The sequence below is a fragment of the Pradoshia sp. Z6_59 genome (genome assembly GCF_058267515.1).
In genome coordinates this window covers 161,079-185,995 of sequence record NZ_JBZCPP010000002.1, presented here as the reverse complement: position 1 = coordinate 185,995, position 24,917 = coordinate 161,079, and the positions used below count along the sequence as shown (strand labels likewise).

Below are 24,917 nucleotides of genomic sequence, written 5' to 3'. Positions count from 1 at the left end.
CGGTCGAGTTTTCTGTTTCACCTATTAGAATGCATCTTTTAAATCTTTATCTTTTACTTCAACATCAGCATCATCAATCACTTTTTGAATAGCTTCCTGAGCTTTTGCAGAATCTAGTTTGGTCATTTTAACATTTCTAGTTACTTCATCTTTGGATTTCTCAAAAGAAGGATTGTCATTTTCTTTCTTCTCAGTAACTTGAATGATATGGAATCCATGCTCAGTTTGTACAGGATCAGAAATTTTATTGACTTCAAGGCCGTATGCTGCATCTTCAAATGCAGTTACCATTTGTCCAACCCCAAACCAGCCAAGGTCCCCGCCTTTATCCTTGTTCGCTGTATCCTGTGAATATTCCTTTGCTAAATCCTCGAATTTTTCACCTTTATCAAGCTTAGCCTTTACTTCTTTCGCTGTTTCCTCATCTGCTACAAGAATATGGCGAGCTTTTAAGTCGATTTTATATTTGTTATTATAGTAATCCTTAAGTTCTTTATCCGTTACTTTAATTGTATCAAGAGCGGCTTTTTCCTGTAAAAGATTGAATTTCACAGATTCTTTAAAAGCTTTTTCATCCTTAAAGCCAGACTGTGCTAAAGCTGCTTCAAAATTTTCGCCAAGATTTTCTTTAGCTTCTTCAACCTGTTTATTCACTTCTTTATCTGTTACTTTATATTTATCAGAGAGAACTTTTTTATATACGAGTTCTTTTACTGCCTGATCCCCGTATTGATCTTTTAGTTGTTGATAAAGCTCCTCTTTAGTAACATTTCCTGCTTTTGTTTCTACCACTGCTTCATCAGATTCATTATTGCAGGCTGCAAGACTGACAAGTAAAGCTGCTGATGCCAACGTAATTAACCATTTCTTCATCCATTACACTCCTTTTAGCGTGTTGCCAAGTAAAAAGTATTTCATAACAAGCCTAACTATAACACAAAAATTCTGTTAAAAAAAGGATAAGCACAAATGTTATTTGATAATTATAATAATTGGAACAATCTTACTCATAATCTAACAGAGTTTTCAGTGGAATATCAAGTCTGTTTAGAGTCTTCGATAAAAATCATTTAATTAAGCAAAAGGCCCATTCATTTTTGTGGAAATTGAATATGATACGGTAGCAGCTCAAAAGGAGGTGTGATCATGAGTCAAGGATTTGGTGGAGGATTTGCTTTCATCGTAGTTCTGTTTATTTTACTCGTGATTGTTGGTGCGTCATATGTGTACTAACTAAGTAAGTATGTAACTGAAGGGAGGATACAACATGTCTGGTGGATACGGCGGAGGTTTCGCTTTATTAGTAGTATTATTTATCTTGTTGGTTATCATTGGAGCATCTTGGATTAACTAATTCAAGATTTGTGAAAGATTGCCACACGAATGTGGCCATGAGTGCCAATTGGGCGTATGCAAGCTGATATCATGTATATTCTCAGAGAATATGGAGAAGAATTCAGACATCTGCAAAATCCTCTAAAAGGTCACTTATGTTCTATAGGTTGAACGAAAGACGAGTGTGAGTAACACTCGTCTTTTATATGGTGTAAAATATTTCAATATAAGTAGAGATTAACAGGATGGTAATAAGGATATTGATCGTCCGAAAAAATTTGGCCTGTTTAGCTTCCGGTATTTCCTTTTTTGTACAGAAGCTATCTGATATTTTATTGATATAATACAAAATGAAAAGTGCAAATAATGAAAACCAAATGAGAGGTATCATCCTGTTATCCTCCTTGACGCTAGTATCTCTCTAACATTATCAAAAAAGTATCAATTTTGTAAAGAATATGAATCTTATAATATTAATTAACACGGGAAATAAGAGGGAAAGAAACGAGGGATTTACGAAATATTGTGATTAAATACACAAACCCATTCAAGATAAAAGCGGAGGTATGAAAGATTAGTGTCCGCTTTTATCTACTATTATTGAATGGGCTCTTTTTGATTTTCAATTTTTTCAAGAATTCCATTTTCGTCTGTGAATTCATTCTCCAGATTAGCAAATGATTTTTCGAATATATTCATAAAGTCGTCACCATAGATATTTTTAACAATTGCCATCATTTCCATCATATCAGGGAATTTTCCGTATAAGTCTTTTAAGGGTTGAGCACCTAGATAGACGGAGTTCTTGGATGAATCGAATACGCTTACGATTTCAAGCAATAGTTCGTTACCTTCATTTGTAAGCTCAATATAGGTGTTACGTTTGTCATTTTCCTTTTTTGAAAATTGAAGAAGACCACGTTCTTCCAGTTTTTTTGAAAAGTTAAAGGCTGTAGACACATGCATAACACCGAACTTGGCCACATCAGATATGGATGCTCCCTTAAGATGATAAGCAATCCAAAGAATATGATGTTCATTGATATTTAAATTATAGGGTTTAATCCACTGCTGCCAGTCTTTTTCAATTGCTTTCCAGAGAGCTTTGCTAAGCTGAGCAACCCGCTGGGTAAATAACATGGCTTCTTTGATGGAATTTAAATTTTCAGTCATAATACGCTCACCTACTTTTCTCAATTTATCTTACTGATTTATTATCCTTATAAAATATTAAATAACAAAAATGGTAATTTGCCAAATTTTTAGTTTTTTTACCGAGATTTTCTTGGCGCAGATTTATTTTGTAGTGAGCGGAGATATAGCTGTTTCAAGCTCCTGGATGGCTGTTTCAACATCATTAATTTGGACTTGAATAGCACTTGTGTGTGCCTGGCTGTCTTGTTTCCATTCTTCCAATGCTTCTTTTACACCTTTTACGAACGCTTGAATCTGTGTCTTGCTGACCGCGGTTGCAGAAACGGATTCTTTCTTTAACTGGACGATACTTCTTTTTACATCCTGAAGAAGGTCCATAGTCTCATCTTTCGATTGTTTAAGCTTCGATCGGAGCTCTTGTCCGGAAGAAGGCGCGCTTAACAATACAGAGACCCCAGCTACTGTAAAACCGGAAATAAAACCAATTAATAATGATTTTTCTTTCATTGCTATTCACCTCAATTTTATCTTTCCATAACAGATTTCTACATAAAGTTAAAATACCCTTTAAAATTATTCCTTATATTTAACAATTCCTTTTTTTATATTATTTTAAACGTAAAAAGCTATTTTCGGAAACTATTTTTGGAAAAAAATTCATTTGTTTTTAAGTTATCCCTTATTTTTAATCCAATATTATGTTATTTCATATAAATATTGATTGTGCATACAATTAGATAGGAAGATGAAAAGGAGGAGGAGGAAGTGTCATTATTTTTACTCATATTAATTCTCTTCAGTGGGTTTATAAGTATATTGTTTTACTCAATCATTTCTCTGGGAAAAGGAGGCGTATATCCAGCTAAACGTGTTCTAAAGAAGAGGATTCATATGAGTGGAATATGGGCTTCAATTCTTCTTTTGATATTAATCTTAATATGGAAGTTATAGATAGTAGAGGAACGTAAAAAGAGGATGCTAACCTTTTATGGTTTGCATCCTCTTGTTCTATTAGTTAACTGCTATATTTGAGCGTTTTAAAATGCCGCTGGCAATGGGGTGTATCAAGGCCATTACGACAGTATTCACAACTGTTGCAGGTAAGACTACGCCAGCTGCTAAAGCAAGAAATGGTCCGGGTAATCCAACGATCAAATAGGCTGATCCAAGAAATAGCATGCCGGATACCAGTGTACCTATAAAAGTCAGTACAAGTGAAAAGGCAAAGGTTTTGCCTAACTTTTGAACGATACTAAAAATAGCATATATTAGTAAAGCGGTGAAAAATTTATCAATCAGATTTGGAATTAATCCTCCAGGGAAAGTGGTGGTCAATCCGGATATGACCCCGGTTACGCTCCCTAACAGTACCGTGCTTTTTAAATCAGGAAATAAAAATATTCCAAGGAACATCATAATCAGCATAAGGTCTGGTTTCATCCCAAACACAATACCTGGCATGACAGTGTGCAATACAGTACCAATTCCAACAAGCAGTGATAAAGTCACCAAATTCTTCGTATTCACTTCTCATCTCTCCTATTCTAAGCTTATCTCATTTTCTTCTCCGATTGTGCACTCGTTGCCAACCGCGAAAAGGTTATATAGAGTATATCATCCATTAGCAAAATTTAACACATGTTAATGCTTATTTTTAAAATTATTCATGAAATCGGCCAGCTTTTGACAGTGCTCAATCGGAACTGCATTATAGATTGATGCCCTGCATCCCCCTATGGAACGGTGGCCTGCCAAACCGACAAAGCCGGCATTCTTGGACTCCTGAATGAATAGATCGGATAATTCTTTAGTGGGAAGAGTAAAGGTAATGTTCATGTTTGAACGGCTATCTTTCTCGGCATGGCCACTATAAAATCCATTACTCTTGTCTATTGTCTGATAAATGATTCCGGCTTTTTGTGAATTTATTTTTTCGATTTCGTCAACACCGCCTTTATCTTTTGTCCACTCAAGAACTAAGGACAATAAATAGATAGCCAAAGTCGGTGGCGTATTATATAAAGACTTTGAAGTCGCATAAGTTTCATAAGAGAGCATGGTTGGTAATTGCTGATGTTCTTTAATTAAGTCATCGCGGATAATCACAACTGTGACGCCAGATGGACCTAGGTTTTTTTGAGCACCTGCATAAATAAGTCCAAAATCAGTTATGTTTATTCGCCTGCTTAAAATGTCGCTGGACATATCCGCAATCAGAGGAACTGTATTTGTTTTGGGGAATTCCTGCCACTGAGTGCCGTAAATGGTATTATTACTGGTGATATGCAGATAGGCAGCATCAGGATTCAAAGAAATATTGTTATGTTCAGGAATTCGCTTATAATCTATATCCTTTGTGGAGGCAGCAATTTCTGTGTGTCCAATTTTACGAGCCTCTTTTAAAGCTTTTTCAGACCAGGATCCAGTCAAAATATAGCTTGCGCATTTATCGGGTGAAAGAAGATTCATAGGTACCATAGAAAATTGAAGACTAGCTCCGCCTTGTAAAAATAGTACTTCATAATTATCAGGAATATCAAATAGCTCTTTCAATAAGTGGGTAGCTTTTGAATGCACTTTGTCATATTCTTTACTGCGATGGCTCAATTCCATAACAGACATATGGCTGCCTTCAAAGTTCATCCACTCTTGTTTAGCCTTCAATAATACTTCTTCCGGTAATGCAGCAGGACCGGCATTAAAATTGTAAGCACGTGTCATGATTATTCCCCTTCCGATATCGCGATTCTTTACTTAATTCCCTATAATACTTTTCAGTACTAAAGTGAGTGAATTCCACCATATTCTACAACAAAAGGAGATAAAAATAAATAAATAATCAGACTATTAGGTTAATTACAGGGGGGCGTGGAGATAACTTGTTAGGATCAACACAGGTTAATGGAATAAATTAAAACTCTAATATGGGAGATTCTATCTTGAGGGTTTTATGAAATTAGATGTAGAGTTTTATAAGGCTTAAGACTTATCTTAAAATACTTCTGAGGCTCATTTCTATTATCTTGTTCCTAACTTATGATTGATAAAAAGAAAGTGGGTCATAAAAAGTAATGAAGAAAACTAAAAAAAGATATCGAATTTGGATAGTTTTAAGAAATATTTTATTCTCCATTCTAGCAGCGTTTGTTATTTGGATTACCTTTAGTAATATTATGACAGTATATGAACAAACAAAATACCAACCCATAGGGGAAGTAGTTGAAGTGGATGGTGAAAATATACACATTTATACAAAGGGTGAGGGCGCTGACACAATCGTTTTATTAAGCGGGCTCGGAACAGCAGCACCAGCATTGGATTTTGACCCTTTAATAAATGAAATCTCAAAAAATAATAAAGTAGTAGTGGTAGAGCCGTTTGGATACGGATGGAGTGATATAACCAAAAAAGAACGGACAGTTGAAAACATTGTAGAGGAAATAAGAGTAGCCTTAAAAAAATCAAACATACAAGGCCCGTATATTCTGATGCCTCATTCAGTTTCAGGAATTTACAGTATGTATTTTGCTAATACATACCCAGAGGAAGTTAAAGGTATCATAGGAATCGACCCGACATTACCACATGCTTTAGAATATTTTAGTGAGGATGCACCTAAAATGCCTAAGTTTTTAAAATATCTGGCACCAACCGGAATCGCTAGATTAGCATTGTATATTAATTCTCAAGTTTTTTTACCTATTGCAGATGACGGCACCTATTCCGAAAAAAATTTAAAAATGACCAAGGCACTTTCCGCATGGAAGGGTTACAACAAAAACGTTGTTGCTGAAGCCAATGAAATAAAAGAAAATATTGATAAAACCGTTGATATGAAGTTACCATCTACTATTCCAGTCTTATTCTTTACAACGAAAGAAGAAAAAGGATTAGAGGATGGCAAGAATAACGTGTCTTTTTATCAGACACAATTAACTAATCATCCTGCTAGTAAAGTTGTAGTCTTACAGGGTCATCACTATCTTCATTGGACACGTTCTAAGGAAATGAACAAAGAAATTAATGAATTCACAAGTTCATTTTCTGTTGAGCAATAACAACATGCGAAGGCCATTGAAGGGGCTTTAACGGAATAAGGAATACAGTCGTTCTATATAGGGATGGCTGTTTTTATACCTCGCGTAGGAAATTGATAGTAATGTTTGAATTTTGACAAGCAATGAGGAGCATTTGATTTCTTGTCCTTAAACTATCTGGGCATTTTAGTTCAATAACAAGTACAGCCACTTCCTGTATGGAGGTGGCTGTTTTCACACTCAGAAAAAATATTAAACAATAGCTACAATTCTTACGAAACAGCCTTTTAAATAAAAGCCTTATATTGGCTTACTCCTTAGAGAAGGCTGCATGATTTCTTGACCAATAGCGTATGCTCCACGAAATGCCATTTTATCATAGTGTTTATATAAAGCATGGAATCTACCGTTGTAGTTTTGTTTCCACGGCTTTTTCTTTCCACAAAAGTGGAGAAACACAGTGTGATGGATCACATAATCCATATCCATCTTATGATTGGACATTAATTTATAATAATTGTAGTATCTGGCATCATAGTTATAAATCGTTTCTTCTAAATTTTTGATATATTTGGAGTAAAGTGCGTTTAATATATCCTGATCTGGCAAAATTAATTTTTTCTTATTCTCTTCTACAAATTTAAAAATCTCATCCTCGTTTATTACTTTTCGCTGTTCTTTTAAATTCATTAACAATACACCTGAATTGTAATAAGCATCTATTTCATAGGGGGATAAACGGATTTGATTAATTCCTTTTACTGATATTTTATTATGACAGGCAGCAGCAAATAAATGATTGCCTAGGTCCATCTCATAAAGGTCATCAACAGAGTTTAGAACAAGAATATCCGGATCCAGGTACAGGATTCGGTCCAAATCTTTCGGTAGGAACTTGAAGGCCAATAATCGATAGTACATTTCTTTTGTATAATGCATTAAAACCGGTGCATCTTGAAAATGTCTATCATCCACCTGAATACTTATAAGCTCACTTCCATTTCTATGGACAAATTGTTCTAAGGAATGAATCTCTTCTGTTTTAATATCCGTATGCATAATAAAAATTTTAAAGGTTTTATGTGAGTTATTTAGGAACAAGGACTGAAGCATTACATTAAGGGGTTTTAAATAAGTGGAATTTAGCGTTACCAGTATATTAATCACTGTAAATCATCCTTCCAATTGCATTTATATAGGCTTTTAAGAAATACACCTTTTTTTCTGAACGATTATGTAACATCTACATCTAATAATAAAAATAAATAATAAAAATAGTATAGTATATTTTTAAAATATTTCTCAAATCATTATTTCGACTTACTATACCGTTTTATTGTAATTCTAACAATTGAGTTAACAGTTATTTTCAAAAAACACCTGTATCTTAAAATGAACATTGGTTGTTGAATGTATACTAATAAGACAGACAGCCTTCTTAGCTGTAAAATTACAAAATGGCTCCCCTATTGAAAGGAAGCCATTTTTCTTATTATTGTATATGTTGATTGATTGATGCAGCAATATTAGCGAGGTCTTCGCTCGTATATTCACTTGTATGTGTTTTCCAAACAGCGCCAAACCCATCCTTTTGTCCATAGCGTGGAATCAAGTGGATGTGGAAGTGAAATACGGATTGTCCAGCATGTTCCCCATTATTATTTAGAACATTCATACCAATCGGTTGATATTCCTGCTTCAAAGCACGAGTTATTTTTGGAACTGCCTGGAACACATGGCTTGCTATTTCAGGAGTTAATTCATAAACATTTTCTTTATGTATTTTTGGGATGACGAGAGTATGTCCCTTTGTGACCTGGCTTATATCCAAAAATGCCATCACATGCTCATCTTCGTATACTTTTGCGGAGGGAATATCACCTTTAATAATTTTACAAAATATACAATCTTCCATGGTTTACACCCTTTCTATTTATTGATTCATTATGTATTAGTGTAGCACAGAAAAAAACGGGAAAAAAGGAAAGGGACGCAACATATAATGTTACGCCCCTAAGTCCTCGAGGGGAAGCTTAATTCCTGGATATTCTTACAGATTCTTCTCTGACAATTACCCCAATCGTTTAGATGGAGCAATTTTGTCGTTTTCCCATGTTATGTCCAATGCAACCATCCCCTTAACACTTGGAATTATTGATCCCAATTTCAGGTTCTAGGCCTTTAGCGAACACCCCATTTTCAAAAGAAGTACACTGATCAAACCCTAGGTTAAAGCCTTACGTTATCGCGAACCAACACCCCATTTATCAATGAAGTAAAGTGAATGTTGTTCCCCTCTGATAATAGATTGCCCATGTTTTTTCCTAATATACATACGAAATGTCTAAAAAAGTTCCACATTTACTTTTAGCGTTTTCCGTTTTAGGAACCGTTTGTTACAATGATAGGGAGAAAAAGAAAAGGAGACTGTCTCTATGTCATTGCTTGAAATTAATCATATAACAGGAGGTTACACGAAAACACCTGTATTAAAAGACGTCAGTTTTGAAGTGAAACCCAATGAACTTGTCGCATTGATTGGATTAAATGGGGCAGGGAAATCAACGATCATCAAACATATTATTGGTTTAATGACACCGAAAAAAGGCCAAATCAAGATAAATGGAAGCCAGTTTAAGGATAATAAAGACAACTATCGCAAACAATTTTCATTTGTGCCTGAAACCCCTATCTTATATGAAGAACTGACTTTGGAAGAGCATTTAAAATTGACTGCCATGGCCTATGGTATAGAAGAATCTGTTTATCAAGAAAGAGTCGAAAAGTTATTAAAGGAATATCGAATGGAAAAAAGGCTGAAATGGTTTCCGGCCCACTTTTCCAAAGGGATGAAGCAAAAAGTAATGATCATGTGTGCCTTTCTTGCTGAGCCTTCTTTATATATTGTTGACGAACCATTTGTTGGGCTTGACCCGATTGCCATTCAATCCTTATTGGATATGATGAAGGATATGAAAAATCAGGGGGCGGGTATCTTAATGTCTACCCACATCCTGGCTACGGCTGAAAAATATTGTGACTCCTTTATCATTCTTCATGAAGGTGAGGTACGGGCTAAAGGGAATATTGAAGATTTACGCAATCAATTTAACATGCCTGGAGCTTCCCTGGATGATATCTATCTGCAATTGACAAAGGAAGATCGCCATGAATAGGGAAACATTGTGGAAGAACCGTTTTAATAACTATCTGAAGGAAACAACTAAATACTTGCGGTTCATATTTAATGGACATCTGGTCTTTGTAATGATTATTCTGCTGGGAGGAGCAGGTTTTTATTACAGTGAATGGCTTAAAACATTAAGTCCTGATTTTCCAACTGTATGGATTATGGCGATCCTCTTAGGATTAGTTACAACGATTAGTCCGGTTTCAACGTTTTTCCGCGATCCGGACATAGTGTTCTTACTGCCAATCGAGTCAAAATTATCATCCTATATAAAAAAATCGATCATATTTAGCTTGGTTATGCAGGGCTATATTCTTATTATGGTTTTGGCTGTATTAATGCCAATGTATATGCAAACAATGCAAGAACAAACGGTATCCTTCTTGTGGATGCTACTATCTTTGTTAATTGTAAAGGGGATTAATCTTTGTTCGCGCTGGTTCGTTTTGTACTATAGGGAAAAAAGTGCGTCTTTCGTTGATGGATTAGTCCGTTTCGTCCTAAATGCTACTTTTGTGTATTTTCTCGTTAATAATGAGTCTTTTCTTTTGATGGGAATTATCCTTCTTCTTTTAGGAGGGCTTTGTTTCTATTATTGGAAAAGCACAAGAAAGGAAAGTTTAAATTGGGAAAAGCTAATTGAGTTAGAGAATGGAAGAATGGCTGCATTTTATCGAGTAGCGAATTTGTTTACGGATGTTCCAAAATTACGTGAAAAAATCTCAGAGAGAAGATGGCTTGGTGGTGTTATCACTCTTCTTTCGGGTAAGTCAAACAATCCCTTCAGCTATTTATATGCCCGAACATTTGTAAGAGCGAATGACTATCTAGGTCTATTTGTGAGGTTAACTGTCATTGCGGCTGTTTTATTCCTGTTTACGGATCTGGGATGGGGAACATTATTTATCGCGATTCTCTTTTTATATATAACCGGTTTACAGCTCCTGCCAATCTGGCATCATCATGATCAAAAAATGGTGATGGATCTTTATCCGTTGCATACAGATTATAGAAGGAAGGCTGTTCTTAGACTGCTCATTACCGTTCTAGTTATTCAAAATTTAATTTTCTTTATAACGGTTCTGATTGGTGCAGGAGTTAAATTGGCAATTGTAACATTAGTAAGTGGTTTTGCGTTTATTTTCATTTTCAGACCGTATGCAATGAAAAAAATGTGAATGGCATTGGAGGTTTTGTATGTCATCTGAACGGTACGAGGAAAGAGCTAAGCAGGATTTGATGTTATGGAAGAAGAAAATCAGTGCTAAGCCAAGTATGGCAATGCGTATGTCCAAACAGGCTCAAACGGCAATTAATCAAAAGATACCTCAAAAAGTACATGATATGATTAGCTCTTCTATTAAAACAATGGTGGAGGGCGTATTGTACGGTTCAACCTATTTTAAGAAAGTAGACCATATAGGGAATTCACTCGAGGAAAAAGAAGAGCTGGCTCAATCTATGCTGAATAGATATAGAAGAACAGCAGTCATTGAAGGAGCGGGAACAGGGGCAGGAGGAATATTGCTTGGTCTATCGGACTTTCCGCTGCTTTTATCTATAAAAATAAAGTATCTATTTAGTATCTCTCAGCTTTATGGGTTTGACCCAAGAAAATGGGAGGAAAGGGTATTTATCCTGTTAGTATTCCAGCTTGCTTTTTCTTCTTTAGAAAAAAGGAAAGAGCTTCTCCCAGTGATTGAAGACTGGGAAACTAAAAAAGGATTGTACCAGGAAATTGATTGGCAAAGCTTTCAGCAGGAGTACCGGGATTCGATCGACTTTATAAAAATGATGCAGTTGGTACCAGGAATAGGCGCGATTGTAGGAGCCTGGGCCAATCATCAGCTGCTTGAACAATTGGGTGAAACGGCAAAACACGCCTATCAAATGAGATGGTTCACTGAAGAGGAAATGGGCTGAAAATAAAATTAGTAAGCTTAAAAACTGGCATCGATTAAAGATATGCCAGTTTTTTTCTGTTTTTCTCCTATTAAAATGCCGAAGCAGATAAAATTTACTGGTGGAAGTAAGGGGTTAGAAATAACGCCATTCTTGAAAACCGATAGCTGCACTGCCCAGGGTTTTGGCGGCAATTAACATGGCTTTCTCATTAAAATCGAATAAAGGATGGTGGTGTGGATAAGGGTGCTCTGTGTTCTCTGGAGCAGCACCTGTAAAAAACATAGCTCCTCTGACCTGCTGAAGATAGTATGAGAAATCCTCTCCTACCATCAGCGGTGTAAGTTTTTTAATATTCTCGCATCCGACAATTTCGGTTGCCTTATATTCAATATAGTCTGTCTCTGATTGATGATTAATGGTTGGAGGATATCCTCTGAAGTACCTCAGCTCATATTGACAGTTATTTGCCAGGCAGACACCTTGAACAATTCGTTCAATTTCCTCAATGATTTGTTCTTGTATTTCTGATTCAAATGTTCGGACAGTACCTTCTAGAAAGGCTTTATCAGGAATGATATTAAATGCTTCCCCCGCTTTAAATTTTCCAATTGTTAAAACGGCTGCATCCATTGGATCAATTCTTCGGCTCGTTATAGTTTGCAGGAGTGATACGATTTCCGACGCAATGACTAATGAGTCTCTAGAGGTATGAGGCTCTGCCCCATGACCACCCTGTCCGTATATGGTCACTTTAAACCGATCGGCATTGGCGGTGATCGGACCAGGGCTTATATAAATGGATCCAGTAGGGAATGGGGACCATAGATGTGTTCCAAAAATAGCATCCACACCTTCAAGACAGCCATCTTCAATCATAAAATTAGCCCCACCGGGAGCAAGCTCCTCTGCATGCTGATGTATAAAGACATATGTTCCTTCCAACTGATGCTGCATCTCTTTAATCGCTTTGGCCAATATAAGCAATAAAGCTGTGTGTCCGTCATGACCACAGGCATGCATAACTCCAGGGACTGTTGAACGGTATGAGACATTTTTTCCATCCTGGATGGGGAGGGCATCAAAATCTGCACGCAGGGCAACTGTTCTGCCAGGGGATTTACCATGTATGGTCGCCACAATCCCGCCGCCCCCAACATTACTTCGGATAGGGACATTTAATTCTTTATAAAAATTTTTTATGAATTGTACCGTTTTCTTTTCATGAAAGGAAAGTTCAGGGTGCTTATGCAAATAACGGCGAATGGCCACCATTTCTTTGAAATCATTTTCTAATCTTTGAAATAGCTCCTTTTCCATATAATCCCCCTAATAAAATGACATGGTTTCCTAGTATCCTTATTTACATAATTAACCATCATTAAACTAAATTTGGTAAAACTTCTATAAGATTAATAGATTGATATTTTAAAAAAAGGATAAACATTGATTAAGGGGCCAATATAGATGATAAGTCAGTCTAGTTGTCATTATAGATATTTTTCAAATATGATAATGGCCTCCTCCTACTTGTTTTCTTCTTTGTAGGCATGGAAGGTGACTGTGTAAGGATTGCCTGTAAACAATACCTGTGTATTAAAAAGGCTGGACTTATTTAGGAATAGTGCACTTGTATCCCATTTTGCATAAGCCTGTTCGTTCTTCCAGTTTGTCAAAACAACATAGGTATCAGATTTGATAGGGCTAAGTATACGCATCGCATGGATCCCGGTTTCGTTATTGATCGACACCAATTTATTTTTTAGGTCAAATTCAAATGCAGGCCGATCTTCAATAGAAACAGGTATATTATATAGGGCATAAAATCCCTCTTGTTTAAGTAAACCGAATCCATCCAAAACTTCGAACTTTCTTGCTGAGGAGAAGATTGTTTTCTGATCCGTTTCATGGATCAGAGCGGCTGTTTTAGGATTGTTCAACAAAATAAGAGGTAAATTTACTCGTTTATCTTGTATCCTTTTTAAAAAGCTGAAGGTTCCGGTCGTCATATAGAAGTTCATTGTTTGCCCCCTGATTAGATATTTTAGTATAATGGAGTCGTTAGTTAATAGTAATTATTCTAATTTGTAACATTTTATTTTACCCATAACTAGTTAAGTCATAACTTAAATTGCCGTTAGGTAAAGAGTATTTAACTATAATGGTTAAAATTAAGTCTATTTTTTGACAATTTTTTCACGATTATATACAACGAAAGGCTGAAAGGATATAGTTGTTATTGATGCCTAAACGATGTAATTCAGGAAAAAAATATAAAATATATAGTAAAAAAGAGGGGCGGAGCGGCTTTGAGACAAAAATTCAATGATACCTTCCTAAAAGCAATTAATAAAGAGAAGGTGGATCATACTCCAGTATGGTATATGAGACAGGCGGGAAGATCTCAGCCTGAATACCGAAAAATTAAAGAAAAATATTCCTTATTTGAAATTACTCATCAACCTGAATTAGCAGCCTATGTAACTCGACTACCGGTTGAACAATACGATGTAGATGCAGCTATTCTATATAAAGATATTATGTCTCCGCTGCCTGGAATTGGTGTACAGGTTGACATTAAATCAGGAATTGGTCCGGTTATCGACAATCCAATTCAATCATTAGCCGATGTCGAAAAGCTTGGTGAATTAAATCCAGAAGAAGATGTTCCATATATTCTCGATACAATTAAATTATTGACTGAAGAACAATTATCCGTCCCGTTAATCGGATTTTCAGGAGCTCCTTTCACAATCGCAAGTTACATGATTGAAGGCGGTCCTTCTAAGAATTATACAAAAACAAAAGCATTTATGTATACCGAACCAAAGGCATGGTTTGCATTAATGGATAAGCTGGCAGATACCATTATTATTTATGTGAAAGCTCAAGTAAAAGCAGGAGCAAAAGCAATCCAAATATTTGATTCATGGGTCGGTGCCTTAAATGTTCAAGACTATCAATACTATATTAAACCAATTATGAATCGGATATTCACAGAACTTAGGGAAATGCGAGTTCCTTTAATTATGTTCGGTGTGGGAGCAAGCCATTTGGCTAAGGAATGGAATAGCCTTCCACTTGATGTTGTCGGTCTTGACTGGAGACTGTCCATTACTGAAGCAAGAAATATCGGTATAAACAAAACAGTAATGGGAAATCTGGACCCGGCATTGCTTACTTCATCCTGGGATGCCATTGAGAAGAAAGCAAAAGAGATTATCGAACAGGGATTACAGGAACCGGGTCATGTATTTAACCTTGGACATGGGGTCTTCCCAGAGGTAAATCCTGAAGTTCTAAAACGCCTGACTGCATTTATACATGAATATTCTGCAACTATTATCACATCAAAAGGAGAGGCTGAATAATGGCACATACAAAGAAAAAAATCGGTTTATTAGTAATGGCATACGGAACACCATATAAGGAAGAAGATATTGAGCGTTATTATACACATATTCGTCACGGAAGAAAGCCGTCTGAAGAAATGCTTGAAGACTTGACTTCAAGATATCGTGCGATTGGCGGGATTTCACCGCTTGGAAAGACAACGGAAGATCAGGCAGCTCATTTGGAAGCAGCGCTAAATAAAGTACAGGATCAATATGAATTTGTAGCTTATGTAGGTTTGAAGCATATTGAGCCATTTATTGAAGATACTGTTGAAAAAATGCATGCTGACGGGATCACGGAGGTGGTCAGCATTGTGCTTGCACCTCATTATTCCACTTTCAGCATTAAATCATATAATGGACGTGCAAAAGATGTTGCTGATAAATATGGTATGAAAATTACCTCAGTTGAAAGCTGGTACAAAGAAACAAACTTCATTAAATATTGGGTTGACCATGTTAAAGAAACATTTAATCAAATGACTCCTGAGGAAAGATCAGCAGCGGTACTAATCGTATCTGCACATAGTTTACCTGAAAAAATTAAACAGCTAGGCGATCCATATGAACAGCAATTGGAGGAAACAGCAAAACTGGTTGCTGAAGGAGCAGGAGTTGAGAACTATGCGGTTGGCTGGCAAAGTGCCGGAAATACACCTGATCCATGGCTTGGACCGGATGTTCAGGATTTGACAAGAGATCTTTATGAACAACATGGATATAAAGCGTTTGTATATACACCGGTTGGCTTTGTGGCTGAGCATTTGGAAGTTCTTTATGACAATGATTATGAATGTAAAGTAGTTACGGATGAGATAGGGGCAACATACTATCGCCCTGCCATGCCGAATACGCATCCTGATTTCATCAATGCCATGGTTGATGCCGTTATGAAAAAAATGGAGCTTAACTGATAACCAACAATGAAAAGAAGGCGATAAAATTGGATTCAACGAAACAAAATATTGCTATCATTGGTGGTGGAATCGCGGGTCTGACGGCAGCCTATTACCTTGATAAAAAAGTTAAGGAAGACAATCTTCCATATAATGTGATTCTAATAGAGTCTACAACTAGGCTTGGCGGTAAAATGCAAACGGTAGAACGTGACGGTTTTGTCATTGAAAGAGGCCCGGATTCATTCTTGGCTCGAAAGAAGAGCATGACGGAATTGGCGAAAGAAGTAGGTCTCGAAAGTACGATTGTTCCAAACTCAACAGGGAAATCTTATATTCTCGTAAAGGATAATCTTCATCCAATTCCGGGTGGATCGGTCATGGGGATTCCTACGGAGATAGGTCCGTTTATTACCACGGGGCTGTTTTCTCTATCAGGTAAAATGAGAGCAGCCATGGATTTTGTCCTGCCGCGTTCCAAAGAACAAGGCGATCAGCCATTAGGGAAATTTTTAAGGCGTCGCCTTGGGGATGAGGTCGTGGAGAATTTGGTAGAACCTCTTCTTTCAGGAATTTATGCAGGAGACCTCGATAAGTTAAGCACGATGTCTACGTTTCCCGATATGCTTAAATTGGAGAAGAAATACAGAAGTATCGTGTTGGGTACCAAAAAGAACCGTCCTAAAACAACAGTATCTAAAGATAATAAAGCAGTCGGAGATAACAAAATTGGTATATTCCGAACCTTTAATAAAGGGCTGCAATCCCTGACGGATGCCATTGAAGCAAAGCTTCCAACAAATCAAATCCTTAAAGGCACGAGAGTTGATGGAATTATTAAAACAAGTGAAGGATATATGCTGACATTAAATAATGGGGATCGGTTACCTGTCATTTCAGCTATATTGGCGACTCCCCATCAGGCTGTTCCGCAAATGCTACCGGAATACGACATGTTTGAGCCGTTCAAGAAAATACCTTCCACATCAGTGGCGACGGTGTCAATGGCATTTGATGCAAGCGCGATTAAAGAGGATATTGATGGGACAGGTTTCCTTGTATCAAGAAACAGTGATTACACCATTACGGCTTGTACATGGACCCACAAAAAATGGCCGCATACTACACCTGATGGCAAGGTTTTACTGCGCTGTTATGTAGGAAGAGCCGGTGATGAGGTAGTCGTAGACTTATCAGACGGTGAAATTGAACAAATCGTATTGGATGATTTAAACAGAATCATGCAAATTACTGAAAAACCGGATTTCACCATCGTCACTCGCTGGAATGAAGGGATGCCTCAGTACGAAGTCGGTCATTTAGAACGTTTAAAAACGATTAAGGAAAGAATGGACAAGGAGCTTCCAGGAATTTATTTGGCCGGAGCATCCTATAATGGGATTGGAATGCCTGACTGTATTGATCAGGGAATCGCAGCCATGAATCAGGTCCTTACATTTATTGAAGAAAAAAATCTATAACTTTACAAAATAAATCCGATTAATTCCTCTTTTATGAAGAAGTATTAATCGGATTTTTTGTATCTTTTTTATTGGGCTCTGTTTTCTAGATATTGTTGCTAATAAACCACTATCGGAGGAAGGATTAGCTGGATAGCTAGCTAATTGCAGGAATTTGTCCATAAGGAAACGAATTACCTATCTATTATGACCTATAAGCGAGGAATATTTATGCTATTTCAAAATTGTAATCTAAAGGTTCGAAGATTAGACATAAAGGATAAATATCTATTGGTAAAATGGCTCTCAAACCCAACGGTTCTTGAATTTTATGAGGGTAGAGACAACCCATTTGATTTAGAAAAAGTTGAAAAATCTTTTTATCCACCTGAAGATAGTGAAGTAAGATGTATTGTGGAAATTGATGAAACCGAAATTGGGTATATTCAATTTTATCAATTGGATGATGACACAAAAAATGACTATGGATTTTTTGGAGAAAAAGTTTTTGGTACTGACCAATTTATTGGGGAAGTAGATTATTGGAATAAAGGGATTGGAACATTACTTGTATCATCTATGGTTTATTTTTTAACTGAAGAAAAGGATGCTGAAAGAGTAGTGATGGACCCTCAATTAAGAAATACAAGGGCTATCAGATGCTATGAAAAATGCGGATTTAAAAAAGTTAAAATACTGCCTAAGAATGAACGGCACGAAGGAAAATTTCAGGACTGTTGGTTAATGGAGTACCATAAATAATTTTCTCCTTCAACTATGTGGGGTATTGATCCAAGACGGATTAACGCCCTTTTATAATACGAAGGACAGTTTAGTTCAAAGGGGATTTTATTAATATCAGTGAATACATTAGATAATTCTATAGTGGTTAATTAAAATAGAGATAACGCAGGCGATTGCAAATAAGGTGTCGCACCCGAGGAGTTAGTTTTACTCTAACTTTTCGGATATGGCACCAAAATAGTCTCTTTTTATTAAGCTATTAGTAATAACCTCTACGAACAGCATTTTGTTTTATAAAAAAGAATCAGCTGAAAAATATTTAATTCTCTTTCAATGCTGCATCCTCAAGATCATGTGAAGATTGTATTAATTTTGTTAAATAGATATTACCTGCCGTTTCACCAATTATTAATAGTATGATAAAAAATATAAAGGCCAGCATCCAGGTTATCATATTCAATCACTCCTTAGCTTCTGAAGTATTATATATGAGTCCTATTACAGCTTTATACCCACATTCAGAAGGAGGCAATCACCTTGAATAATAAAATTGGAGATATGACGATGATTCAATCCCTAGCGGCAACGGGGGAGAACAGATAGCTGTGTAAAAACATAGGCTGTCTATTATTTAGAAGGGATTGCATTTTAGAACCTAGTTATTTCTTATCTAAATACAATGAAGACAGTCTAATAACGAAGAAACGCTCAAATGATGTGAATCATCGTTTGAGCGTTTCTTTATAAAGACTGTTTTCATAGAGATTGCTGTTATTGTTACTATTAATCTGAGATGTAAAGGAAGGGCTATACTTGTTATCAACAAACGCTACATCCATGATAGGAATAAAAGATATAGAATATTTCATTAATGTTTCCCCTGTTAAAATTTTATATAGGTCTGTTGAATCTTGCTTTGATAATTTTATATATTTATCGCTATCGGTAACTATCTCTATATTTTCATTATTAGAGCTAATCCATAGTAGATAGGATGCTAATTTTTCGGAGCTATCTTTATTATTCTTGGAGCGTTTTTAGGACTTATTACAATAGCAAATGGAATTCTTATAGTGTTGATTGGAATTATAAGATGGATTATTGTCTTTTTTCAAAGGGGAGATTAACAATTCTTTCTTCTATAGAACCGAAATTCGAATTGATAAAGGGTTTAAAGCAGAAGCAGACCATTGTTTAGCTATATGTTGAAAAGTTAACATCAATAAAGGATTTCTTACTATAGGAACTCTTATCAAGTGAATTTATAAATGAATGATCTATTTATGTTTTCTTTAAAAATAACCTAAAAAATAACCAGCCATATATAATTGGCTGGTTTTTTGCAAATCGCAAAATAGAGGGAATTTAAAAAATCAGGGACTGTATGAATACAGTCGATATGAGCACCCCAGGATTAAAGGGGATTGCTGCTAACATTATTTAAAGACTATTCAGATACATGACGCAGGCATTTATCACAGACGATTCCGTAGCATTCGTGCTGTTCTTCAATGTTTTCACCGCATTCTGAACATTTCTTAGGGGGCAAATTTCTGAAGAATTCCATAACGTTTCGTACCATGTTTAAAACCTCCGTTTTTTAATTGATTTATAACAGATAATCCATTTTCGAATCTGTTATATAACTGCTTGATAATGTCATTGTATTATAACAGATATGGAAAGTCAACACTGTTTTAAGACAATTTTGAAAAAGATGAAAAAATAGGCTAATTGTTATATATTGAGTGTGAAGCTATATTAGATTTTGCGAAGTCATAACCATGAAATTGGTTATAATTGCATGCAATTAGTGGAAAAGGACAGATTATGAGAAAGAACGATAGGAATTTTATAGCTTATAGATTTCGTTACAGCCATTTGCCAACAAACAATATAAAGTTAGATTGATTTTTAATGGGGGGATAAAATGCGTTTAACGGTTATCGGGTTTTGGGGCGGCTATCCTGGGAAGAAAGAAGCCAGTTCGGGTTATTTGATTGAGCATGAGGGATTTAAATTGCTCCTTGATTGTGGAAGCGGAGTATTATCTCAGTTACAGGAATACATAAGACCAGGTGATTTGGACGCCGTTCTTTTATCACATTTTCATACAGATCATATTGCAGACATAGGGGTCCTGCAGCATGCTTTGTTAATCGATCAAATGGTAGGGATTGAAAAAGAGCCATTGCCTATATATGCTCACACGGAAGATAAAGCTGCAGCTGATACTCTGACATATAAAAGCCAGACTGTATGGGAACCTATTGTGGAAGGGACATCTGTTCAAATTGGTCCTTTCCATGTTAAGGCACTTATGACGAAGCATTCCGTTCCATGCTATGCTTATGTTATTGAAGCAGGGGGCAAAAGATTGGCTTATACGGCAGATACGGCCTATTTTCCTGAACTCGTACCTTTTTTCACAGATGCGAATGTTTTACTATGCGAGTGCAATTTTTATGAGGGCATGGATATGGCCGAAAGAGCCGGCCATTTAACTAGTATTCAAGCCGGAAAAATAGCCAGGGATGCTGCAGTACAAACCTTAATTTTGACACATTTGCCGCACTTCGGGAATCAGAATGATCTAGTAAAACAAGCTGCAAAAGTCTATAAAGGTGAGATTGATTTAGCCAGGACTGGTTTACAAATTTATATTTAATTTTAGGGGGATTCAGTAATGCTATTTTTAGATAATAGAGGAATAACAGATCCACGTATTAATTTGGCAATTGAGGAGTATGCATTAAAACATTTGGATATCGATGAATCATATTTATTATTTTATATTAATCAGCCATCCATTATTATTGGAAAGAACCAAAATACAATTGAGGAAATCAACAGTGATTATGTAGAAGAGAATGATATTATTGTTGTCCGCAGACTTTCCGGCGGTGGAGCGGTTTATCATGATCTCGGAAATTTGAACTATAGCTTCATCACAAAAGATGACGGTGAAAGCTTCCATAATTATAAGAGGTTCACTGAACCTGTGGTGGAAGCATTGAAGGAATTAGGCGTAAATGCTGAGTTAAGCGGTCGTAATGATTTAGTAGTGGGAGAACGCAAAATTTCAGGAAATGCTCAATTTGCCACTAAGGGAAGAATGTTCAGCCATGGTACATTAATGCTTTCCAGTGAAATTGAAAATGTGGTTTCGGCCTTAAAGGTAAAAGAAGATAAAATTAAATCAAAAGGAATAAAATCCATTCGCTCAAGAGTTGCCAATATTTCCGAGTTCCTGTCTGACCCATTGACTATGGAAGAATTCCGCCAAAAGCTACTTGAACATATTTTTGGTGGACTCGAGAATGTACAAGAATATCAATGGACTGATGAAGACTGGAAAAAAATTATGGAAATCTCTGAAGAACGTTATCAACAATGGGATTGGAATTATGGAAAATCACCTAAGTTTAATATTCAGCATTCTCATCGTTTCCCAGTTGGACAAATAGATGTTCGCTTAGAGGTAGCTAAAGGTAAAATTGAGGAATGTAAAATATTTGGTGACTTCTTTGGAGTGGGTGATGTAGAAGAAATCCAAGAACGATTAGTTGGTGTTAGATTTTCAAAATCTGAACTTGAAAATGCATTGAAAGATGTGAATATCAGTCATTATTTTGGCAATATCACAAACGAGGATTTTGTTAATCTTTTATATTAAATAAAAAGTGAAGATACTTTCTATCAAAAAGCTTCTAATGGGTTTAAACCGTTAGAAGCTTTTTATTTATACAAATAACTATATCAATAAAAATACGATATTTTTGTGAAAACATATAGGTTATAGGTATATATTCCTGTTCAGGAGCATTTTGACTGTAGAATTACTGAATCCAAGATTTGGAATAAATAGTTGCTTATACCTAGTTCTTTTTCTATAATAAAAATTGGGTGTATTTAGAATATTTTAACAAAACTTACACCTTTCTAACAGGGGAGGGAATAATATGAATTTATCAACCCAACTTCTAGAAACGGCAGAAATGTTTAAAACAAAACCAGCTTATATTTTTATGGATCAGGAAACGAGTTATGCTGAATTGAATGCAGCTGTTACCCGTTTTGCTGATGGTCTTCAGAGTTTAGGGGTAAACAAAGGAGATAATGTTGCTCTATTATTGGGTAATTCACCGCATTTCATAATTGGTTTATATGGATTAATGAGATTGGGTGCAACGGCTATCCCGATTAATCCAACGTATACACCAGATGAAATAGCCTACATATTGAAAAATGGTGATGTAAAAGCAGTAATCACATTGGATTTGCTGATTCCTATGTTTGATAAGATGAGAAAGATACTGCCAGATATTAATCATGTGATTGTTTGTCCGTCCGGTACAGGACCAGATGAATTGCCTCAGAACCTATCTATCAGCGACAAAATGAAACCGTTTACAGATATACTCAAAATTGCTACCGGACAATTTTCTGCCCCGAAAGTGGAGGAAGATGACACCGCCCTTATTTTGTACACCTCAGGGACGACCGGTAAACCAAAGGGTGCTATGCTTACGCATAAAAATCTCTATAGTAATGCCCGGGATGTAGCAGATTACTTACAGATCAATGAAGATGACCGTGTTATTACGGTGCTGCCAATGTTCCATGTATTTTGTTTAACGGTTTCTTTAAATGCGCCACTAATAAATGGAGGTACATTAATCATCCTGCCTAAATTCAGTCCACAAGAAGTGTTCAGAGTGGCCGAGAAATATGAAGTAACCCTTTTCGCAGGTGTGCCTACTATGTTCAATTATCTATTGCAATATCCCGAGGCTAATCAAGATAGCTTTAAAACTCTCAGGTTCTGTATTTCCGGAGGTTCAGCTATGCCGGTTGCGTTATTAACAAATTTCGAGAAGAAATTTAATGTTATTGTGTCAGAGGGATATGGTCTTTCAGAAGCATCTCCAGTTACCTGTTTTAACCCAATTGATCGCCCTAGAAAGCCTGGCTCTATTGGAAAATCCATCATTCATGTTGAGAATAAAGTCGTAAATGAATTGGGTGAAGAGGTTCCAGCGGGTGAAGTTGGGGAATTGATTGTTAAAGGTCCAAATGTCATGAAGGGCTATTATAAAATGCCAGAAGAAACTGCAGCTACCATTAAGGATGGTTGGTTATATACTGGTGACTTAGCTCGTGCAGATGATGAAGAATATTTTTATATTGTTGATCGGAAAAAAGACATGGTTATTGTCGGTGGCTTTAATGTTTATCCTAGGGAAGTTGAAGAAGTTTTATTTGCACACCCCGAAGTATCGGAGGTAGCTGTAATAGGGGCTCCGGATCCGAATCTTGGAGAAGTCATCCGATGTTTTGTAGTATCCAAAAGCCTAGATTTAACGGAAGAGCAATTAATCAACTATTGCCATGAGCATTTAGCAAAATATAAAGTACCTACATCGATTGAATTTATGGAGGAGCTTCCTAAAAATACGACAGGTAAGATTTTACGCAGAGCTTTAAGAAATACTGTGCTGCAGCAAACAAAATAGAAGAACGAACTTTGGACCCGCAGTGATGCGGGAATTTTTTTTGCTTAATCCGTATTTATCTATCATTTTTATGGGTCTTATCCTGCTAAAACTAATCAACCTACTCACCTAGCTAAAAAACAGCATATTATAGTTTAAGTTTCAATTTTTACAGATATGCCACCGCTTATTGTCTGAATATTCTATATTATTTATTGCAATTCTAAAATTTTCAGGCTATAATTTAACGAATAAAAGCATAAAAGCGATAAAGGGTGGGGGAGCATATCATGAAATGGAAAAGTTTATTGGCAAGTATAGCTGTAATATCAACCATTGCACTTGCAGGCTGTGGTTCAGATGAAAAATCGTCCGGCGAAGGTGAGAAAAATGGAGAAGGAAAACAGTATACAGTAGGGATTTCTCAATTTGTTGAACATCCATCGCTTGATGAGGCCACAAAGGGATTTAAAAAGGCTCTTGAGGATTCTGGGTTGTCCATTAAATATGATGAACAGAATGCTCAGGGGGAGTTAAATAATAATCAAACGATTGCTACTAATTTAGTGAGTGAAAAAGTCGATTTAATCTTTGCTAATGCTACTCCAAGTGCTCAAACTGCAGCCAATGCTACAAAGGATATACCGATTGTATTTACATCTGTTACAGATCCAGTAGGGGCAAAATTGGTATCCAGCATGGAAGCACCGGATAAAAATGTGACGGGAACAACAGATACTCACCCTGATGCGATCCCTAATACAGTGAAGTTGATAAAAGAAATGGGCTATACGAAAATAGGAACGATTTATAATGCCGGTGAGCAAAATTCGGAGGTTCAGGTCAAAACTGTTGAAGATGAAGCAAAGAAAAATGGAGTGTCTGTTGAAAAGGTTTCTGTTGCAAACACTTCTGAAGTAAAGCAAGCTGCAGATTCTTTGGTGGGTAGAGTAGATGCTATTTATATCATTACAGATAATACAGTTGTATCCGCACTCGAGTCTGTGATCCAGGTTGCAGAAAAAGAAAGTATTCCTTTATTTGTTGGAGAATTGGATTCAGTCAAAAGAGGTGGCTTTGCAGCATATGGCTTCAATTATTATGATATCGGCTATCAGGCGGGGGAACAAGCTGTGCAATTACTGAAGGGTGAAAAAGAGGTGAAGGACTTGCCTGTTGAAGCACCGAATGATTTGAAATTAGTTATTAATAAATCAGCCGCTGAAAAAATGAAAATAGATCTTACTAAAATTAAAGAGGAAGCTGAATTTCTGGAATAAGGTTCTTCAGCCGTAATTAATCCAAACA

Annotated in this window: 28 protein-coding genes; 15 read left to right on the top strand and 13 right to left on the bottom strand. The window is 36.2% G+C overall.

The window, feature by feature from the left end; translation table 11 throughout:
* Window positions 1-24: 24 nt before the first annotated feature.
* Complete coding sequence (locus AC4D4B_RS03080; RefSeq protein WP_490995569.1) at window positions 25-873, bottom strand: peptidylprolyl isomerase; 849 nt, start codon at window positions 871-873, stop codon at window positions 25-27.
* Window positions 874-1,146: 273 nt separating this feature from the next.
* On the opposite strand from AC4D4B_RS03080, the gene AC4D4B_RS03075 reads away from it, so the two are divergent.
* Together AC4D4B_RS03075 and AC4D4B_RS03070 are read left to right on the top strand one after the other, a co-directional pair.
* Complete coding sequence (locus AC4D4B_RS03075; RefSeq protein WP_066101885.1) at window positions 1,147-1,233, top strand: YjcZ family sporulation protein; 87 nt, start codon at window positions 1,147-1,149, stop codon at window positions 1,231-1,233.
* A 34-nt stretch (window positions 1,234-1,267) separates the two neighbouring features.
* Window positions 1,268-1,354: a YjcZ family sporulation protein gene (locus AC4D4B_RS03070; RefSeq protein ID WP_066101882.1), complete on the top strand. Its 87-nt coding sequence runs from the start codon at window positions 1,268-1,270 to the stop codon at window positions 1,352-1,354.
* Window positions 1,355-1,537: 183 nt separating this feature from the next.
* Here the strand turns inward: AC4D4B_RS03070 and AC4D4B_RS03065 are convergent, their stop codons facing one another.
* The 3 genes from AC4D4B_RS03065 to AC4D4B_RS03055 all read right to left on the bottom strand — a co-directional run bounded on the left by AC4D4B_RS03065 (window position 1,538) and on the right by AC4D4B_RS03055 (window position 2,997).
* The gene (locus AC4D4B_RS03065; protein ID WP_490995568.1) at window positions 1,538-1,726 is read right to left on the bottom strand and encodes a hypothetical protein; all 189 of its coding nucleotides are present in this window, start codon (window positions 1,724-1,726) and stop codon (window positions 1,538-1,540) included.
* A gap of 206 nt (window positions 1,727-1,932) precedes the next feature.
* Window positions 1,933-2,508, bottom strand: coding sequence for an HTH-type transcriptional regulator Hpr (locus AC4D4B_RS03060; protein ID WP_490995567.1), 576 nt, complete (start codon window positions 2,506-2,508; stop codon window positions 1,933-1,935).
* 123 nt (window positions 2,509-2,631) lie between these two features.
* Window positions 2,632-2,997, bottom strand: a complete 366-nt coding sequence (locus tag AC4D4B_RS03055; protein WP_490999149.1) for a YtxH domain-containing protein — start codon at window positions 2,995-2,997, stop codon at window positions 2,632-2,634.
* A 258-nt stretch (window positions 2,998-3,255) separates the two neighbouring features.
* Here AC4D4B_RS03055 and yhzF point away from each other — a divergent pair, with 258 nt between their 5' ends.
* Entirely contained in the window at window positions 3,256-3,441 is a 186-nt protein-coding gene (yhzF, locus tag AC4D4B_RS03050; RefSeq protein ID WP_490995565.1) for a membrane protein YhzF, read from the top strand.
* Window positions 3,442-3,501: 60 nt separating this feature from the next.
* Here yhzF and AC4D4B_RS03045 read toward each other — a convergent pair whose 3' ends face one another.
* Window positions 3,502-4,017: a tryptophan transporter gene (locus AC4D4B_RS03045; protein WP_066101867.1), complete on the bottom strand. Its 516-nt coding sequence runs from the start codon at window positions 4,015-4,017 to the stop codon at window positions 3,502-3,504.
* Window positions 4,018-4,131: 114 nt separating this feature from the next.
* On the bottom strand, window positions 4,132-5,211 hold the full coding sequence (gene serC / locus AC4D4B_RS03040) for a 3-phosphoserine/phosphohydroxythreonine transaminase (protein ID WP_490999148.1): 1,080 nt from the start codon (window positions 5,209-5,211) through the stop codon (window positions 4,132-4,134).
* Window positions 5,212-5,561: 350 nt separating this feature from the next.
* On the opposite strand from serC, the gene AC4D4B_RS03035 reads away from it, so the two are divergent.
* On the top strand, window positions 5,562-6,548 hold the full coding sequence (locus AC4D4B_RS03035; RefSeq protein WP_257468977.1) for an alpha/beta fold hydrolase: 987 nt from the start codon (window positions 5,562-5,564) through the stop codon (window positions 6,546-6,548).
* Window positions 6,549-6,827: 279 nt separating this feature from the next.
* Here the strand turns inward: AC4D4B_RS03035 and AC4D4B_RS03030 are convergent, their stop codons facing one another.
* Both AC4D4B_RS03030 and AC4D4B_RS03025 read right to left on the bottom strand, forming a co-directional pair.
* A complete protein-coding gene (locus AC4D4B_RS03030; protein WP_490995561.1) occupies window positions 6,828-7,694 on the bottom strand; it encodes a glycosyltransferase family 8 protein in 867 nt (288 codons plus the stop codon).
* Window positions 7,695-8,019: 325 nt separating this feature from the next.
* Window positions 8,020-8,442 carry an HIT family protein gene (locus AC4D4B_RS03025; protein ID WP_490999147.1) on the bottom strand — a complete coding sequence of 141 codons (423 nt, stop codon included), beginning with the start codon at window positions 8,440-8,442 and terminating at the stop codon, window positions 8,020-8,022.
* Window positions 8,443-8,962: 520 nt separating this feature from the next.
* Between AC4D4B_RS03025 and AC4D4B_RS03020 the strand changes: the two genes are divergently transcribed.
* Genes AC4D4B_RS03020 through AC4D4B_RS03010 form a run of 3 tightly spaced genes read left to right on the top strand, consistent with a single transcriptional unit; the run spans window position 8,963 to window position 11,640 of the window.
* Window positions 8,963-9,703: an ABC transporter ATP-binding protein gene (locus tag AC4D4B_RS03020; RefSeq protein ID WP_490999146.1), complete on the top strand. Its 741-nt coding sequence runs from the start codon at window positions 8,963-8,965 to the stop codon at window positions 9,701-9,703.
* Window positions 9,696-10,895 carry an ABC transporter permease gene (locus AC4D4B_RS03015; protein ID WP_490999145.1) on the top strand — a complete coding sequence of 400 codons (1,200 nt, stop codon included), beginning with the start codon at window positions 9,696-9,698 and terminating at the stop codon, window positions 10,893-10,895. Before AC4D4B_RS03020 ends, AC4D4B_RS03015 begins: the two co-directional genes overlap by 8 nt.
* Window positions 10,896-10,914: 19 nt before the next feature.
* Window positions 10,915-11,640: an EcsC family protein gene (locus AC4D4B_RS03010; RefSeq protein ID WP_490999144.1), complete on the top strand. Its 726-nt coding sequence runs from the start codon at window positions 10,915-10,917 to the stop codon at window positions 11,638-11,640.
* Between the two features lie 114 nt (window positions 11,641-11,754).
* On the opposite strand, the gene AC4D4B_RS03005 is transcribed toward AC4D4B_RS03010, so the two are convergent.
* Both AC4D4B_RS03005 and AC4D4B_RS03000 read right to left on the bottom strand, forming a co-directional pair.
* Window positions 11,755-12,939 (bottom strand): M20 metallopeptidase family protein, encoded by a 1,185-nt coding sequence (locus AC4D4B_RS03005; RefSeq protein ID WP_490999143.1) that lies wholly within the window; start codon window positions 12,937-12,939, stop codon window positions 11,755-11,757.
* Between the two features lie 206 nt (window positions 12,940-13,145).
* Complete coding sequence (locus tag AC4D4B_RS03000) at window positions 13,146-13,640, bottom strand: antibiotic biosynthesis monooxygenase (RefSeq protein ID WP_490995555.1); 495 nt, start codon at window positions 13,638-13,640, stop codon at window positions 13,146-13,148.
* A 288-nt stretch (window positions 13,641-13,928) separates the two neighbouring features.
* On the opposite strand from AC4D4B_RS03000, the gene hemE reads away from it, so the two are divergent.
* The 4 genes from hemE (at window position 13,929) to AC4D4B_RS02980 (ending at window position 18,132) form a co-directional block, all read left to right on the top strand.
* Window positions 13,929-14,990, top strand: coding sequence for a uroporphyrinogen decarboxylase (gene hemE, locus AC4D4B_RS02995; RefSeq protein WP_490995554.1), 1,062 nt, complete (start codon window positions 13,929-13,931; stop codon window positions 14,988-14,990).
* The gene (hemH, locus tag AC4D4B_RS02990; RefSeq protein WP_490999142.1) at window positions 14,990-15,928 is read left to right on the top strand and encodes a ferrochelatase; all 939 of its coding nucleotides are present in this window, start codon (window positions 14,990-14,992) and stop codon (window positions 15,926-15,928) included. Before hemE ends, hemH begins: the two co-directional genes overlap by 1 nt.
* 29 nt (window positions 15,929-15,957) lie before the next feature.
* Complete coding sequence (gene hemY, locus AC4D4B_RS02985; protein WP_490999141.1) at window positions 15,958-17,391, top strand: protoporphyrinogen oxidase; 1,434 nt, start codon at window positions 15,958-15,960, stop codon at window positions 17,389-17,391.
* A gap of 210 nt (window positions 17,392-17,601) precedes the next feature.
* Window positions 17,602-18,132 (top strand): GNAT family N-acetyltransferase, encoded by a 531-nt coding sequence (locus tag AC4D4B_RS02980; RefSeq protein WP_490999224.1) that lies wholly within the window; start codon window positions 17,602-17,604, stop codon window positions 18,130-18,132.
* Window positions 18,133-18,433: 301 nt separating this feature from the next.
* Here AC4D4B_RS02980 and AC4D4B_RS02975 read toward each other — a convergent pair whose 3' ends face one another.
* From AC4D4B_RS02975 to yhfH, 3 genes are all read right to left on the bottom strand, one after another.
* Window positions 18,434-18,568 carry a hypothetical protein gene (locus AC4D4B_RS02975; RefSeq protein ID WP_257468976.1) on the bottom strand — a complete coding sequence of 45 codons (135 nt, stop codon included), beginning with the start codon at window positions 18,566-18,568 and terminating at the stop codon, window positions 18,434-18,436.
* 268 nt (window positions 18,569-18,836) lie between these two features.
* A complete protein-coding gene (locus AC4D4B_RS02970) occupies window positions 18,837-18,983 on the bottom strand; it encodes a hypothetical protein (protein WP_490999140.1) in 147 nt (48 codons plus the stop codon).
* A gap of 578 nt (window positions 18,984-19,561) precedes the next feature.
* Window positions 19,562-19,696, bottom strand: coding sequence for a protein YhfH (gene yhfH, locus AC4D4B_RS02965; protein ID WP_077247967.1), 135 nt, complete (start codon window positions 19,694-19,696; stop codon window positions 19,562-19,564).
* A gap of 348 nt (window positions 19,697-20,044) precedes the next feature.
* Here yhfH and AC4D4B_RS02960 point away from each other — a divergent pair, with 348 nt between their 5' ends.
* From AC4D4B_RS02960 to AC4D4B_RS02945, 4 genes are all read left to right on the top strand, one after another.
* The gene (locus AC4D4B_RS02960; RefSeq protein WP_490999139.1) at window positions 20,045-20,782 is read left to right on the top strand and encodes an MBL fold metallo-hydrolase; all 738 of its coding nucleotides are present in this window, start codon (window positions 20,045-20,047) and stop codon (window positions 20,780-20,782) included.
* An 18-nt stretch (window positions 20,783-20,800) separates the two neighbouring features.
* Window positions 20,801-21,790: a lipoate--protein ligase gene (lplA, locus tag AC4D4B_RS02955; RefSeq protein WP_490995549.1), complete on the top strand. Its 990-nt coding sequence runs from the start codon at window positions 20,801-20,803 to the stop codon at window positions 21,788-21,790.
* 286 nt (window positions 21,791-22,076) lie between these two features.
* Complete coding sequence (locus AC4D4B_RS02950; protein WP_490999138.1) at window positions 22,077-23,630, top strand: fatty acid--CoA ligase family protein; 1,554 nt, start codon at window positions 22,077-22,079, stop codon at window positions 23,628-23,630.
* Window positions 23,631-23,899: 269 nt separating this feature from the next.
* Entirely contained in the window at window positions 23,900-24,889 is a 990-nt protein-coding gene (locus AC4D4B_RS02945) for an ABC transporter substrate-binding protein (protein WP_490995547.1), read from the top strand.
* Window positions 24,890-24,917 lie beyond the last annotated feature (28 nt).